Source organism: Spirillospora sp. CA-142024, from assembly GCF_050942325.1.
Taxonomy (GTDB): Bacteria; Actinomycetota; Actinomycetes; order Streptosporangiales; family Streptosporangiaceae; genus Spirillospora.
On record NZ_CP192077.1, the window covers coordinates 1,342,949 to 1,357,969 of the forward strand.

Annotated in this window: 10 protein-coding genes; 2 read left to right on the forward strand and 8 right to left on the reverse strand. The window is 68.1% G+C overall.

Going from position 1 to position 15,021, the window contains the following annotated elements; genetic code table 11:
• Nucleotides 1-120 precede the first annotated feature (120 nt).
• The 8 genes from ACQPZP_RS06695 to ACQPZP_RS06730 form a co-directional block, all read right to left on the reverse strand.
• Nucleotides 121-534, reverse strand: coding sequence for an ATP-binding protein (locus ACQPZP_RS06695; RefSeq protein ID WP_433476761.1), 414 nt, complete (start codon nucleotides 532-534; stop codon nucleotides 121-123).
• Between the two features lie 73 nt (nucleotides 535-607).
• Complete coding sequence (locus tag ACQPZP_RS06700) at nucleotides 608-1,396, reverse strand: Scr1 family TA system antitoxin-like transcriptional regulator (protein ID WP_433476762.1); 789 nt, start codon at nucleotides 1,394-1,396, stop codon at nucleotides 608-610.
• A 242-nt stretch (nucleotides 1,397-1,638) separates the two neighbouring features.
• A complete protein-coding gene (locus tag ACQPZP_RS06705) occupies nucleotides 1,639-1,818 on the reverse strand; it encodes a hypothetical protein (RefSeq protein WP_433476763.1) in 180 nt (59 codons plus the stop codon).
• 440 nt (nucleotides 1,819-2,258) lie between these two features.
• Nucleotides 2,259-5,744 carry a hypothetical protein gene (locus ACQPZP_RS06710; protein ID WP_433476764.1) on the reverse strand — a complete coding sequence of 1,162 codons (3,486 nt, stop codon included), beginning with the start codon at nucleotides 5,742-5,744 and terminating at the stop codon, nucleotides 2,259-2,261.
• Between the two features lie 959 nt (nucleotides 5,745-6,703).
• Nucleotides 6,704-7,048 carry a tyrosine-type recombinase/integrase gene (locus ACQPZP_RS06715; protein WP_433476765.1) on the reverse strand — a complete coding sequence of 115 codons (345 nt, stop codon included), beginning with the start codon at nucleotides 7,046-7,048 and terminating at the stop codon, nucleotides 6,704-6,706.
• Between the two features lie 425 nt (nucleotides 7,049-7,473).
• Entirely contained in the window at nucleotides 7,474-8,340 is an 867-nt protein-coding gene (locus ACQPZP_RS06720; protein WP_433476766.1) for a hypothetical protein, read from the reverse strand.
• Nucleotides 8,341-9,427: 1,087 nt separating this feature from the next.
• A complete protein-coding gene (locus ACQPZP_RS06725) occupies nucleotides 9,428-10,405 on the reverse strand; it encodes a hypothetical protein (protein WP_433476767.1) in 978 nt (325 codons plus the stop codon).
• Between the two features lie 164 nt (nucleotides 10,406-10,569).
• Nucleotides 10,570-13,815: a BTAD domain-containing putative transcriptional regulator gene (locus ACQPZP_RS06730; protein WP_433476768.1), complete on the reverse strand. Its 3,246-nt coding sequence runs from the start codon at nucleotides 13,813-13,815 to the stop codon at nucleotides 10,570-10,572.
• Nucleotides 13,816-13,888: 73 nt separating this feature from the next.
• On the opposite strand from ACQPZP_RS06730, the gene ACQPZP_RS06735 reads away from it, so the two are divergent.
• Together ACQPZP_RS06735 and ACQPZP_RS06740 are read left to right on the forward strand one after the other, a co-directional pair.
• Nucleotides 13,889-14,527 carry a hemerythrin domain-containing protein gene (locus tag ACQPZP_RS06735; protein ID WP_433476769.1) on the forward strand — a complete coding sequence of 213 codons (639 nt, stop codon included), beginning with the start codon at nucleotides 13,889-13,891 and terminating at the stop codon, nucleotides 14,525-14,527.
• A gap of 40 nt (nucleotides 14,528-14,567) precedes the next feature.
• Nucleotides 14,568-15,005: a DUF4267 domain-containing protein gene (locus tag ACQPZP_RS06740; protein WP_433476770.1), complete on the forward strand. Its 438-nt coding sequence runs from the start codon at nucleotides 14,568-14,570 to the stop codon at nucleotides 15,003-15,005.
• Nucleotides 15,006-15,021: the final 16 nt, after the last annotated feature.

Sequence of the window (15,021 nt, forward strand, 5' to 3'; positions counted from 1 at the left end):
CACCTCCTCCAGCCTTCACCAGGGAGTCTAGGACCCTAGACACTACGCCGGGAAGCTCATGGCCGGTTGAGGAGCTGACAACGCGCAGGCGTCGCCGCCGTCGGGGGATCGGAGGCCCGCTCACATGGACGCGCCGACGATGTCCGCCCAGACTCGCCGCCCGACCCGGAGCCGCTCGCTTCCCCAAGCCTTGGACACCGTCTCCACGATGAGCAGGCCACGACCCGACACGGCATCGACGCCGAACGGTTCATCGTTGACGGTCGGCTCAGTGTGCGCGCCGAAGTCGACGACGCCCACCCGAACATGCTCGCTGTGGACTGCCAGTTCAAGAACGAACTGGCCGCCCTCCTCGCCACTCGCCGTGTGCTCAACGGCGTTCGTGCAGAGTTCGCTGACGACCAGTTCCACCGTGTCGACCAGGTCATCCGGGCTGCGGTCGACCACGAACGCCCGGGTGAAGGCCCGAGCGTCGCTGATCGATTCGCGTCGGCCCGCGAACAGACGGGACAAGCGTTCCACGTCGATCACCATCCGCGCGTCTAGGGGGCTACACACCCCAAGGGAGACGCAGCGTATGACAGATCTAGGGGGCTATTCAATACACTCAGTGAATAAAGCCTAGAGTCTCCCGCAGATCACGCGCAGCGTCCTCCACAAGCGCCCGCGCGGAATCCCCGAACACCGCCGCCCGCTCGAACCCCTCGAAGATCTCCACGTACGCCCGCACCTCATCGGCGTTGGTCAAGGTCATCTCACGCGTGAAGGTCTCCACGGTCACGGCCGCATCGTCGTACACCGTGAACCCGTGCAAGGGCACACGAGGCGCGATCTCCTGAGGCACAACCCCCAGCCGAACACCCTCCAGCCCCGACACCGCCAAGAGATGCGCCAACTGCCCCGCCATGCACTCACCCGACCCCGGCCACGTCCGCAGCGCAGCCTCACTCACCACGAACGAGAACCGCCGCTCCTCACCCTCCAACGAGGGCCCCGCCGAGGCGCCGGCCCCCGCAGCGGCCGCATACTCCGCCGTCCACAACAGCCGCGGGATGAGCATCGCCTCAAAGGCCCGCACCGACCGAGCCCCACACGCCAGCTCCACACCCGCCCCGGCCCGGAACGACACCCCGGCATCACTACGACGGGGAGTCGTCTCCGCGTACGCCTCACGCACGAGCCCGGCGAGCCGCTCGACCTCATCAGGCCCCAACTCCAGAGCCCGGAACAACCGCGCCACCACATCCGGATCAGAAACCCGCCGCCCGGTCTCCACCCGAGACACCGTCGGCTGAGGCACTCCAGCCCGCGAAGCCAGGCCAACACCGGACAACCCCGCCGCAGTACGCAGCCGCCTAAGCTCCCGACCGATCTCCCGCAGCCGCTCCTCACCCATAACCGAGCGTTCTACCACCCCAGACCCTCACCCACGGCCACGACCACAACACCCGCACTACTGGACGATCTTCTCCTGGGAGCCAGGATTGCGGGGTTGTCAATCGATATCGGCCAGGACGTGCACCGAAAAGAAGAACCCCTGGCGGGACGGCATCAAGCCGTACCGCCAGGGGCCCATGTAGCTGTTCAAGGCTTTACAGGATGGCTCAGCCAGTCCTGTGCTGCCGTATCAGGAGTTGGTTACTCCTTGTCGCGGTTTCCCGTCATGGCGCTGATGTCGCCCACGCTCAGGCCCGACGTCCCCCCACGGGGGTTGGTGTCGACCGTGATGGCCTCACCGCTGCCGTTCTCCGGCAGGTCGAGCGGGCACGCCTCGCCCTCACTGCCGCTGCCGGTGGACTGTCCGTCAGTCGCTGCCATGTTCTCATCCTTCTTTCGTATGTCCGCATCTCCGCAGTGCGGAGGAAGCGGGTCCCGTTTGGGACTGTGCACTTAAGATCGTTTGGCTCAGACCTCGATCGGCAAGTGAAGTTTCGAGCCAAGTCACAAGATGCGGCGCAAGTCACAGCTGTCGAGAGGACCGGCAGGGCGGCCACAAGACCTGCCGGACAGGCCTGTTGCCGGGCAGCGCCGCACGCGGGAGTGTCCTGTCCCGGGACAGGACACAGGGCACCCGCCCACACACAGGGCACCCGCCTGTGTGCAACCTCCTTGTGCAACCTCCTGTGTGCAACCTCCTGGCGGATGAGAACTTTCTCTACGTCTTCAAGGGCGCCCGCTACGCGGCCGCCGCCGGGCGGTCCGGGCCGGGCATGCGGCCTCTCCGGGCCGACCCGCCCCGGCCGCCCGGCTCGAAGGGATCACCACTCATGAACGTACTGAATGTTCCCGATCACAGCCTGGGGAACAACCATGGCCGCGCCCCTTAGCAGCGCAATTGGCTCCGTAGTGATTAGCACAGCCGCGAGGATTCGCTGACACCTATCCGCCGGGGATTGAGCAAAGAGACCTTCTAGGGCCTGCGCCTGCTGATAGGGGTCGGTGATGGAGCGGGCGGTGTGGTCGGCTCGCTCCAGCTCCCCGGCCTGGACGAGCGCTCTCACCAGACTGGTCAGCGCCTCCGCCTGATGGCGGGGGTTGGTGATGGAGCGGGCGGTGTGGTCGGCGTCGGTGGCGATCTGGCGAGCTTGCTCCAACTCCCCAGCCTGGACGAGCGCCCCAACCAAACTGGTCAACGCCCCCGCCTGCCGATGGGGGTCGGTGATGGAGCGGGTGATCTGGCGAGCCTGCTCCAAGTCCCCAGCCTGGACGAACGCCCCAACCAAACCGGTCAACGCCCACGCCTGAAGATCGGGGTCGGTGATGGAGCGGGCGGTGTGGTCGGCTCGCTCCAGCTCCCCGGCCTGGACGAGCGCCCCAACCAAACTGGTCAACGCCCACACCCGCTGGCGGGGGTCGGTGATGGAGCGGGCGGTGTATTCGGCGTCGGTGGCGATCTGGCGAGCCTGCTCCAACTCCCCAGCCTGTACGAGCGCCCCAACCAGACTGGTCAGCGCCTGCGCCTGATGGCGGGCGTCGGTGATGGAGCGGGCAGTGTGGTCGGCGTCGGTGGCGATCTGGCGAGCCTGCTCCAACTCCCCAGCCTGTACGAGCGCCCCAACCAGACTGGTCAGCGCCTGCGCCTGATGGCGGGGGTCGGTGATGGAGCGGGCAGTGTGGTCGGCGTCGGTGGCGATCTGGCGAGCCTGCTCCAACTCCCCAGCCTGGACGAGCGCCCCAACCAGGCTGGTCAGCATCCGCGCCTGAAGATCGGGGTTGGTGATGGAGCGGGCGGTGTGGTCGGCTCGCTCCAGCTCCCCGGCCTGGACGAGCGCCTCCACCAGGCTGGTCAACGCCCGCGCCTGAAGATCGGGGTTGGTGATGGAGCGGGCAGTGTGGTCGGCGTCGGTAGCGATCTGGCGAGCCTGCTCCAACTCCCCAGCCTGGACGAGCGCCCCAACCAGACTGGTCAGCGCCTGCGCCTGATGGCGGGCGTCGGTGATGGAGCGGGCAGTGTATTCGGCTCGCTCCAACTCCCCGGCCTGGGCGAACGCCCCAACCAGACTGGTCAGCGCCTGCGCCTGATGGCGGGCGTCGGTGATGGAGCGGGCGGTGTGGTCGGCGTCGATGGCGATCTGGCGAGCTTGCTCCAACTCCCCAGCCTGGACGAGCGCCCCAACCAGACTGGTCAGCGCCTCCGTCTGATGGCGGGGGTTGGTGATGGAGCGGGCGGTGTGGTCGGCTTGCTCCAGCTCCCCGGCCTGGGCGAGCGGCCCAACCAGACTGGTCAGCGCCTGCGCCTGATGGCGGGCGTCGGTGATGGAGCGGGCGGTGTGGTCGGCGTCGATGGCGATCTGGCGAGCTTGCTCCAGCTCCCCGGCCTGGACGAGCGGCCCAACCAGACTGGTCAGCGCCTCCGTCTGATGGCGGGCGTCGGTGATGGAGCGGGCGGTGTGGTCGGCGTCGATGGCGATCTGGCGAGCTTGCTCCAGCTCCCCGGCCTGGACGAGCGGCCCAACCAGACTGGTCAGCGCCTGCGCCTGATGGCGGGCGTCGGTGATGGAGCGGGCGGTGTGGTCGGCGTCGATGGCGATCTGGCGAGCTTGCTCCAGCTCCCCGGCCTGGACGAGCGGCCCAACCAGACTGGTCAGCGCCTCCGTCTGATGGCGGGCGTCGGTGATGGAGCGGGCGGTGTGGTCGGCGTCGATGGCGATCTGGCGAGCTTGCTCCAGCTCCCCGGCCTGGACGAGCGGCCCAACCAGACTGGTCAGCGCCTCCGTCTGATGGCGGGCGTCGGTGATGGAGCGGGCGGTGTGGTCGGCGTCGATGGCGATCTGGCGAGCTTGCTCCAGCTCCCCGGCCTGGACGAGCGGCCCAACCAGACTGGTCAGCGCCTGCGCCTGATGGCGGGCGTCGGTGATGGAGCGGGCGGTGTGGTCGGCGTCGATGGCGATCTGGCGAGCTTGCTCCAGCTCCCCGGCCTGGACGAGCGCCCCAACCAGACTGGTCAACGCCTGCGCCTGATGATCGGGGTCGGTGATGGAAAAAACGAGGGCTTGGGCGCGGTTAGGGTTGCCCAGCATCGCCCAAGCGGCGGGCAGGTTGGTGGGAATGTTGCTGTTGCGGCGGATGAGGTGTTGGCGGGTGAAAGCCAGGTGGAGGCTGGCGGTCAGGTCCGGGTGTGGCTGGTCGCGGATCCACTCTTGGACGGTGGTGATGTCGGCCATGGCCGCGGAGTCTCCGCCGCTGACATCCAACATCCGATCCAGCCGGGCCCGATCGGTGGTCAACGCCCGCATCCGTGTCAGATCACCGGCCGCATGCAACATCGATAGATAGCCGCGCAGCAGATACTCCGGTGTTTCGGCCGGCCAGCCCTGGTCCCGGTAGGTGTCCGCCCAGGCGTGAATTATCTGTCGGTGTTCGGCCACCTCAGCATCCCGTAAAGCGTCTTTGACCGAGTGCACCAGTTCCTCGTGTGCCAGCACGAACAGCCGCTGTTCCAGCGCGCCCCATTGCGGGGCCCGGCCGGTGAAGGAACGCCCGGTCACCGCATGTAAAACCCGCTCCACCTCACGCACCGGCTCACCTGTCATCTCGGCCAGATCCCGGCTCGACAGGCCACCTCCGGCCACCACCAGCAGTCCGAGCAGTACACGGCCCAGCCCACCACCATCCAGCAGACCGGCCAGTTCACGTTCAGCGGCATCACGCATCGCCACGGCCCACCGCGAGGGCTCCAGTCGCCGAACGATCCGCTCATCCCGCAGCGGGTGCCAGTCAGGAACATCGGTCGGCACTGGAGGGTTGGGGCGGCCTGCCACCACCACCCGCGCCCCGTGCGGCAGCCGACCCGGAAGCAGCGCCGCGATGCTGTGCGCCTCTGGTCCCCGTGTCACCCCGCGATCCTCGTCCAATCCATCCACCACCAGGACCAGACGATGCCCCTCGGCCGCGCAGGCTTCGGCCGCCTCCTCCAGCAGTTGCCAAAACCACTGCTGACGGTTGGACTCGGTCAGCACATCGGGCAGCGACTGCCCGACCATCTCGGCCAACTGCCCTAACACCGCTTCCAAGAACGCCGCCCGATCACTCTGTCCCGCCCACCGAGCAGTGATGAAGAAGCACACCACCCGCACCCCAGGCGGCGGATCCTGCACAAACGACGCCGTCAACGCCGACTTCCCCGACCACGCCGGAGCCTGCCACCACACATACGCCGGACCATCGGCGCGCGTGCAAAACTCCGCCAACTCCGACCGCTCCCGCTCGCGGTCCTTCAACTCGCCCGAAAAGATCTGCGCCACCTGCCGCAGATACGCCGAACGCACAGGGCCACGAACCGGACTCGTCACGATCTGGATGCCGGTGTTGACATTGGAATGATCACCACCAGACGCGCTCCCCGACCGGCGAACATCCCCCTCCCACAAACCACCGGCCCTCACCGCACGCCCCCAAGCCTCCGGTCAGCCCGACTCGACCCCGGAGTTGGCATCTCCGCCCTCCGCATCGCCCGTCCTTTTCACCCGCAGGTTCTCCGGAACCGAACCACCCCTTCCGGAGAAACCCGTGTTCGCCCGACCTGCAGGACCCGTCGCGGCGGCCTTTCCGGTCCGGGTCACCCGCACACTCCCAGACACTGCAACCACCGGCCATGCAGCCCACACAGCCACCCCCACCGCGGCGACCCCCGTCAACGCCTGAACGGCCGTCGCTAGCCGGCTTGCCTCATCCCAACGCAACACCAGCAGCAACACCGCCAAGGCAGCCACCACGACACCCGTCACGAGCAAAGCCACTCGCCCACCGCTCATAGTCGACATCATTCCCGCGGAGCGCCCGCACACGATGCAAAACAACGAACCCAACACCGCCGCATACGGCCAGGACACATCAGCAAAGGGACGGCTTAGCGAGCACGAAGCGGGGGTCTCGCGACCCCCAGCCCCCCGCGGGCCGGAGGGCACGCCCGCGCGAAGCTGTCTGTCACAGCGTCTCGTCGTTCGCGCGGGCGCACCCTCCGGGACGGGTGTGGGTGCTAACGGCGGTGCTAACAACGGGGTCGGATGGGGTTGGACGGGTGGGGACGTGCGGGAGGTTGCGGCGCTGGTCAGGAGGCATGTGGGGACACCTCTGGACGGTGTTGATCTTGCTTGTAAACAGAAGGTTAGGGGTTCAAGTCCCCTCGCCGGCTCCCACGTCAAAGGCCCCTTCCGATCAAGGAAGAGGCCTTTTTGCTTGCGAGTACAGCAGCGAAGTACAGCTATACGGGCGCCTCGCCGCTGTCGTCGCCGACCTGCCGCAGATGATCCCCGAGCAGCTTGAGCGCCGCTCTGGTCTGCTCGGTCGGAACCTCGGTGTAGATCTCCATGGTGAGGCTGATCTTGCTATGCCGGAGGATCTGCATCGCCACCCGAGGATGGACGTCCAGCGCCGCCAGCAGCTTGCCGCACGTGTGCCGTGTGTCGTGCACTCGGATGACCTCGACCCCGGCAGCAGCACGCCGCGACTCGAAGGCCCGGTTGACGTTGCGCGGCTCGACCGCACGCCCCCGTCCTGGTCGTGAAGACGAGAGCGCTCTTGTGCCAGTCGTCGCCGGCCGCCTCACGCTCGGCCGTCTGCTGCTCCTGGCGCAGCCTCACCGCGGTGGTGCAAAGGGAGGGGAGCGGTAGGACGTCGGTAGAGCCGTCCGTCTTGGTCTGGATCAACCGGGAGTCAACGCGCTGCAGTTGCCAGCCGATGCGCTCATCACTCAACTTCAGGACATCAGGGGCCAACTCCGGCGTTTGAGCGCCGGGCCCGACGACCTTGGCGAACGAACGAAGGACATCTGGCTGCGACCGTGAGAATCGGATCTGGCTCAGCTTCCGAGAGAAGTGGTCACGGTCTGTTAAGGGTCACTCGATGGTGGAGGCGCCTTCCGGCCAGTCCCACCGGACCGCGATCGCGGGCCGCAGTGGTGGCTTGTCCGCGTCTCGCTGTAAGCCTTGGTGGTTGCCGAGGTAACGGCGCAGCCACCGATGGCGTCCAGCGTCAACGGTAGGCTGCCATCGACGGGGCGGAGTAGGTCCCGGCTCCAGGCACGGTTTGCTCAGGAGACCAGCGGGTTCCGTCAGTGGTGAAGCTCCAGTGAATGGCGGGATCGTTCTCTCCTTTCCACGCCATGTAGAGCTTGCCGTTGAACTCTGCCAGTGTCGGTCGCCACGCACTCTTGAACGGCGTCGCTCTCTGCGCCGACCAACCGGCGGCGTTCTGGACGCTGTAGTACAACGTGCTGTCGGTTCCTCCGCCGACCCAGGCCATGACCAGCCAGTTGCCGAACGACGTCACTGCGGGCACGTCGCTGCTGATCCGATCGGTGAGCCCGATCGGCGATCCCCAGCCGTTGGCCCCGAGCGAGGACCAGTAAAAGTGCTGGTTGTCCCTACCTCGCCAGAACAGGTAGATGACTTCCCGGTGGTTCAAGAGCATGGGCGGGTGATTGGAGGTGGCTCCGGGGATCGCCTCAGGTCTCGCATGCATCGAGTCCGTCGCATACCAGATCTGGCCACCCTCACCCACCCACGCCCCCATGGAGGTGGTGGACGAGCTAAGACGGGGTGGAGCGGCCAGCGACAGACCCCACTGGGACCGGATGTTCGCTACCTCGAACGGTGCACCGAAGCTGTTGTAGCCGTAGACATTTGAGCGGAACACCCTTTTCTCTGACGGGACTTCGCCCTTGAAGGTGAGGACGTTGTAGCCGTCGAAGATCCGCGAAACGAGCGGGTACGCGCCGGTCAAGGCTCCAGGAAGCTGCGCCTGCTCCCCCCAGACCCCGTCATCCTGCATGAGGCTGAAGAAGATGCGTCTGTCCGGGAAGTCCCGGCCTCGCCAGGCCAGGAGCAGGTGCTGAGCCATAGGGGTCACCTTTCGAGGTAAGCGACGCTACTTGTACGAGTCTCGCTGCTGCGACACAGAGTTCCAGGTGCTCCGTTTGTTTGGAGGCCGCCAGTCTCGGGGTCCGTGGGGAGGTTTTCGGTTTGGGCGCGAGTCGGGCATACCCAGGCCAGCAAGCGGGTCATGCCGCGCTAGGTATGACCGCAACTGGTACTTGACATGGATGTTCTGAAGTACAAGTACGCGACGGCAGAGCAGCGTGACCGCGAAGACCGCCCATGCACACGCCGACAGCGGCGCTGCCACGTGAGCTTGGCCCACTGCGGCCGGGGGAGCGGGCGCGCGTCGGCTATGTCTGCGAGGCCGGGAAGTTCGACCTGAACTCACTACTGGCGCGAATCGATGCCCCGCTAGTGCCGCCGCTACGAGATCAACGTCAGCCAACGCAACATCGACATCGCAGGCTGTACGCCATAGAGGAGCACCCAGACGGTTCGGAGAACGCCGCCACAGATAGCCTCGTTTGGGACATCGACCAAGGCTTCCAATGTAAGCCACCAACTTAGTGGACAGATCACTGCGAGTTGCTCAATCGCTACTGTCTGATTTTGGAGAACAGTTCGCACTAAAGAAGAATTTCCGTAACGCTCTGAATGATATTGTGGTCTTAGTTGTGACGATCGATGCACATGCCGCACTTCTGGCAGGTGATCGACTCTTGGCGTCTTTTGTGCAGGAATATTTAGCCGCCAGAATTAAGCCTAATGAGCAGATCCATGCGTCGATCTAAGCGGGGAAGTTCCTAGAATTGATCGCCGTCTTCCTTGAGAATCAAAAGGGTACATAAATTCTCAATGGCGGATCAGGCAGGGCCCTATGCGTCCCCAGTAAGGCGTGGCCGGTCGAAGTCGCGACGGATCGCCCCCGCCAGGGCCGCACAGTTGAAGGTCCGAAGCTCACAGCCAGAAGGCCCAGGGCAGATTCGTGCAGGCAACGACCTTGTCCAGAAAGAGCGAGAGCCCGGTGGAGACCGGGCTCTCGTACTGCGGCTGTTCGGGTGGCGCACGGACAGAGCCGTCGGAGCGCCACCGGAACAGGTGGGACGGGATCAGTCCCGTCTTGTCGATACCTCCTGTGCTGCCTCGGCGGCCTCAGCTGCCTCGGCGGCCTCCGCATCCAGCCGTGCAGTGATGGCGGATGTGGAGGTGACGATCCCGAAAGCCACCCACTGGACGGAACTCGGGTTCATCGTTGCGATGCCGAACAGGGCGAGGAGGACGGGAGCCAGTGCCACCGCCACCATCGGCTGGAGAGCCGGGGCCGTGGCCGCCCAGACCCCCATGCCGCCCTTGGTCAGGTAGATGCCCGCGCGCGTCTGCATGACGGCGGCGAGAGCCGTGGCGAACAGCCCTGCCCCCAGCATCGCGACCAGTTCGGTGGCGCCCCACGTCCAGTCCCCGATCGGAGTTCCGAGGTAGTCGGCCAATGGGAAGCACACCGGGATGACGACCAACATGCAGATGACGTTGGCCTGTGCGACACCCTGGTCGCGCTTGTCGCCGAGCAGTTTGGCCTGGCTCGGCAGATTGAAAGGATGCGTCGCCGCGGCGAGTGCGGCGCCGATCCCCAGAAAGCTGACGCGCTGGTCGCCCAGGAGGGCGCCGGTCGCGATCAGCACGGCGAGGAAGATCGGAACGCGAAGGGCTCGACCTGTTCCCGTGGTCTTGGGAAGCCCGGCGAGAAGGCTGCCCAACGCGGTGATGCTGGCGTAGGGGCCCGCACCGATGTGAGCGAACGCGATTGGTCCGCCGATCTTCATCAGAGAGCTGGTCAGCGCGTGCTGCAGCATCCCCCTCCGCTGACGCGGAGTCAGCTTGCGCGGGTTCAGTCCCTGGACGCCGTCTCGCACGAGCGCGATCGCGACGAGGATGCCGCCACCGAAGACGGTCATCCCCAGGGTCCCCTGGAGAGGGGCCGACAGTACCCGGGTGAACACGAAGCCCACGCCGACAATCACTACCGAGCCCAGCATGAGGGCGGCCCCCATTTGGGGAGCTCTCAGTTTGGGCAAAATCGTCGTTCTCATTTTTTCTCCTGATCCTGGCCTAGCCGGGACAGTCCATGGCCGATCAAGGCGCCATGGACCTTCGGGTTGGGTTGGTCCATGGCCGCCTGGCCACCTCTCCGACAGTCCCGGGCAGCCCAAGATCGGCAATCAGCCGACGCGAGGGCGCCCGGATCCGCCGGAGGCTAGGTGGTCGTTCGCGACCGGGCCTCGGCGGCCCAGTGGGCTGCGTTCCACTGGTCGGCGATGGTTGCGGCCTGGGTGAAGTGGGCGGCGGCCTCGTGGTCGCGGCCGAGGAGGACGGCCAGCTCGCCGAGGGTGTGGGCGACCGGGCGCAGCGCCACCGCCAGGCTCGTGGCGCCCGCCGGGGGGCCGTCGCGGTGCGGAAGCAGCGTCGCGTAGATCTCCTCGGCGGCGTCGCGGTCGTTCAGGGCGACGATGGCCATCGCGCGCAACGTTGTGAGGAAGGTGAAGAAGAAGTCGGGGCGGATCGGGCCGGGTGACGCGCGGAGCTCGCGGGCTTCGGCGTCCAGGCCGTTGGCGTGGAGGGCGAGCGCGAGCAGGTCGGAGGTCATGGGGCCGAGCGCGGCATGGAGGGCGCGCACGTCGTCCAGGTGCGCACCGAGCGTGCCGTCGTTCAGCCAGATCGTGGCCAGGGCGAGTTGGAGAAAGCCCGTGGCGTGCACCGATCCGGCGCGCCGCATGCCTTCGTCGGCCTTGATGTAGAGGACTTCGGCGTCGGCGAATCGGCCTTCGATGAGTGCCAGGGCCGCCAGCGTGATCTCGGTGACGGCGATCGCTTCGCGCATTCGGTAGGTGCGCGCGAGTTCCAGGGCCTCGGTGGTCACCTGGTGCATGGTCACCGGGTCGTTGGCGGCGGCTGCGACGGTGGCGTGGTTGAGCAGCCCGGTGACGCGGTAGACCGGCAGGTCGTGCTCTGTGCCGATCTCGACGAGCTCGCGGCAGAGCTCGGCGTCGCCGTGGACTTCGGCCAGGATCTCGAGCGCCGCGGCCCGCAGCCGGGGTCCGGTGGCGAGGTCGAGTGCCTCCTGCGCCGCCTCCAGAACGGTCGGGTCGTCCTCGCCGATCAGCTCGTTCGCGTACGCCGTCAGGAGCCGGGACCGCACCGAAGGGGTCAGTTCGCGCTTCAGCAGGCGGCTCAGGCGGTCGACGATGGGACGGTCGACCGTGCCGTACGTACGGGCCTGCCACGGGGTCGGCTCCGTCCATGCGGTGAATGCGGCGATCATCAGGTCGTCGCGGCCCAGGGACTCTGCGTACTCCACGGCTTCACGGCGTGTCTCGCGGGCGGCTCCGACGGCTCCCGCCCGGATCTGCGCGCGCAGCAGCCTGCCGAGCAGTTCGACGCGTTCGTCCGGTCCGGTCGAGTTGGTGACGGCGTCGGTGAGGAGGTCGGCGGCCACGTCGTGGGCGTAGCGGGCCTCGGCGAGCTCGGCGGCCTGGACGCAGTAGCCGACGGCTTTCGGTGAGCCGGCGCGCGCGTAGTGGTGGGCCAGCGCCGCGGTGTCGTCGGTGCCTTCCAGGGCGTCGGCGATCCGGGCGTGCATCCGAGTGGCACGCAATCTGCTGACGTCGGCGACGAGCGTGTCCCTGACGAGGGCGTGGACGAAGCGGATGAGGCCAGGGCCGGGCTCGTCGAGGAGCCCGGCGATGACGCCCGCGTCCAGCGCGTCCATCACGCCGTCCTCGTCGGTGTCGGCGGCCTTGACGAGGACGTCCACCGAGCTTTCCCGGCCCGCGACCGCGGCCAGCCGGAGGACCGACACGCCACCCTCGGGCAGGCGCGCGAGCCGGCGGCGGAGGACGTCCCGTACGCCTTCGGGGACCTCGGAGAGGGCGACCAGCGCGCCTTCGCCGTTCAGCAGCCGGGCGCTTTCGCGCACGTAGAACGGGTTGCCGCCGGTGCGCTCGGCGATCCCGGCGATGGTCTCGTCGTCGGTCTCGCATTCGGTCCGTACGAGCTGCGCGACGGCCTCGTCGTTCAGCCCCGGCAGCGCCAGGCGGAGGGGTGTGGCGCGCGCGAGGGAGGCGAGCGTTTCGGTGAGGTGCCCGCTCTCGTCCGCGCGGTACGCGGCGACGACCAGGATCGGGGCCCGCATGCCGAGGCCGCCGCCGAGCAGCTCCAGTGTGGCGGCGTCCGCCCAGTGCAGGTCGTCCAGCACGACGGCGACCGGGCGTTGCGCGGCGATCGCCGCGAGCCATTTCCACACGGCCTGGCGCAGGCGGAACCGTCCCGCGGTAGCGTCGGCGTTCACCGGTTCGTTGTCGGTGAGCAGCGGCGCGAGGTCGTCGGTGAACTCGCCTGGGGACGTGGTCGCGGCGACGGCTCTCAGCGCCTCGGTCCAGGCCCAGGCGGGCGGCGCACTGTCGAGCTCGGGGCAGTGGCCGGCGGCGACCAGCCATCCGTCACGTTCGAGCCGCCTGCCGAGGTGTTCCAGGAGTGTCGACTTGCCGAGCCCGGCCTCGCCGGTGACGAGGGCGATGCGGGCTCCGTCGGTGGCGGTCTCGGCAGCGGCCGTGACCAGTGCCGACAGCTGTGCCTCGCGTCCGACGAACGGCGCCTCGATGATCGGAACCGGCAGTGGCAGCGGTGCGGTCGGCGGTGGCGGGGGCACGGTCTCGCGCATGACGTCCGTGCGCTGGGTGAGGATCGCCTCCTCCAACGCCGTCAGGTCCGGGCCGGGGTCGAGCCCGAGCTCATCGGCGAAGATACCGCGAGCGCGGCGTAGCGCCGCCAGCGCGTCGGCTTGGCGGCCGCTGCTCCACAGTGCGAGGGCGTACAGCCGCCAACCTTCCTCGCGGAGGGGCTCGTCGCGGGTGAGCCGCTCGGCCCCGGGAACCACCGCGGCGGGGTCGCCGATTCGCAGACCCGCCGCGACGTGCAGTTCGGTGGCGACCAGGCGCAGCTCGTTCAGCCGGGCCGTCTCGGCGGCGGCCCACGGCTCGTCGACGACCTCGGCGAACGCCGGTCCCTGCCACAGCCCCAACGCCTCGGCGAGCCGAGACCGGGCGGCGCGCGGGTCGGTGACCGTACGGGCCCGGTCGAGCAGGTCCTCGAACCGCCACGCGTCCACCGACTCCGGCGGCAGCCGCAGCGCATAACCGGGCGACGCGCTCACCAGCAGACGGGCCGGCGTGCGCGGCGGACGTCCGGGCTCCAGCAGCCGGCGCAGGTTGGACACGTACGCCTGCAAGGACATCAGCGCCCGCGCCGGCGGCTCCCCGCGCCACAGATCCTCGATCATCCGGTCGACCGGCACGACCTGCCCGCGCGCCGCCACCAGCAACGCCAGCACGCCCCGCTGCCGCGGCCCGCCGAGGTGGACGGCCGCACCGTTCACCTCGGCCGCGAACGAGCCCAGGACCTGGACGAAGACCATGATCCGCACATCGTACGTGGACTGCTCCAAGTCGCCTCCAAGTCCCCTCCAAAGGCCCGGGAGCAGCCTGAACGCATCGCAACCGACGAAGGGCGAGGAACAGATGAGCGTCGACACCCAGGACATGGAGATCGTCCACCGCGTCCTCCGCCGTGAGTCACGGCTGCTGGTGGAGCTCGTCACGGCCGTCGCCCCGGGTGACACCGCTCGCGCCAAGGTGATCGCCGACCACTTCCGCATCTACCGGCTGGGCCTGCACAACCATCACGAGGGCGAGGACGAGCTGCTGTGGCCGCCGCTGCTGTCCCGGGTGGACTTGGAGGCCGACATCGTCCTGCGCATGCAGGCCCAGCACGAACGCATCGCGGCCACCCTGACCAGGCTGGACGCCGCGGTCCCCGCCTGGGAGGCCACCGCGGGCGCCGACGAACGCGACACCCTCGTGGCCGCCCTCACCGAGCACCGCGCGGTCCTGCTGGAACACCTCGACGACGAGGAGGCCACCCTCCTCCCTCTCGCGGCCGAGCACGTCACCGAACAGGAGTGGGCCTCCCTGGGCGACCACCTGGTGAACAACACACCCAAGCTCCCCCTGCTCACGCTCTTCGGCGCCGTCCTGGAAGACGCGAACCCTGCCGAGCGCGCCGTCGTCCTGCGCGGCATCCCCGCCCCGGTCCGCGTCATCTGGCATGTCATCGGCCGCCCCCGCTACGCCCGCCACATCCGCCGTGTCCGCGGCTGAGCACTGCCCCGACCCGTCTGAACGTCAAAGGAGAAGAACCATGTCGCTGAAGAACGTCAACACCGTCCTGGCCGCCGCCGTCGTCCTGTTCACCCTCTACCTCGGGGTGTCCTTCGTCCTGATCCCGGGGGCGCAGGCGTCGGGCTTCGGTCTGCCGCACTGGCCCTCCGGCGACGGCGGCGGCTTCCTCATCGTGAAGGGCAGCCGCGAAATCGCGATGGGCCTGGCCATGGGCAGCCTGCTGGTGACGGGCCACCGCCGCGCCCTGGGCTGGGTCCTGCTGATGGTGGCCGTCGCCCCGTTCGGCGACATGGTCACCGTCCTGGCCCACCACGGCTCCACGGCCGCCGCGTTCGGCATCCACGGCCTGACCTCGGCGCTGATCGCGGTCACGGGTCTGCTGATCCTCCGCGAGACCGGCAAGGCCGGCGAGGCCCAGGAGGCCACCGCCTCAGCGCCCGCCGCGCAGCCTGCCTGACGTCTGCACGCGCCCC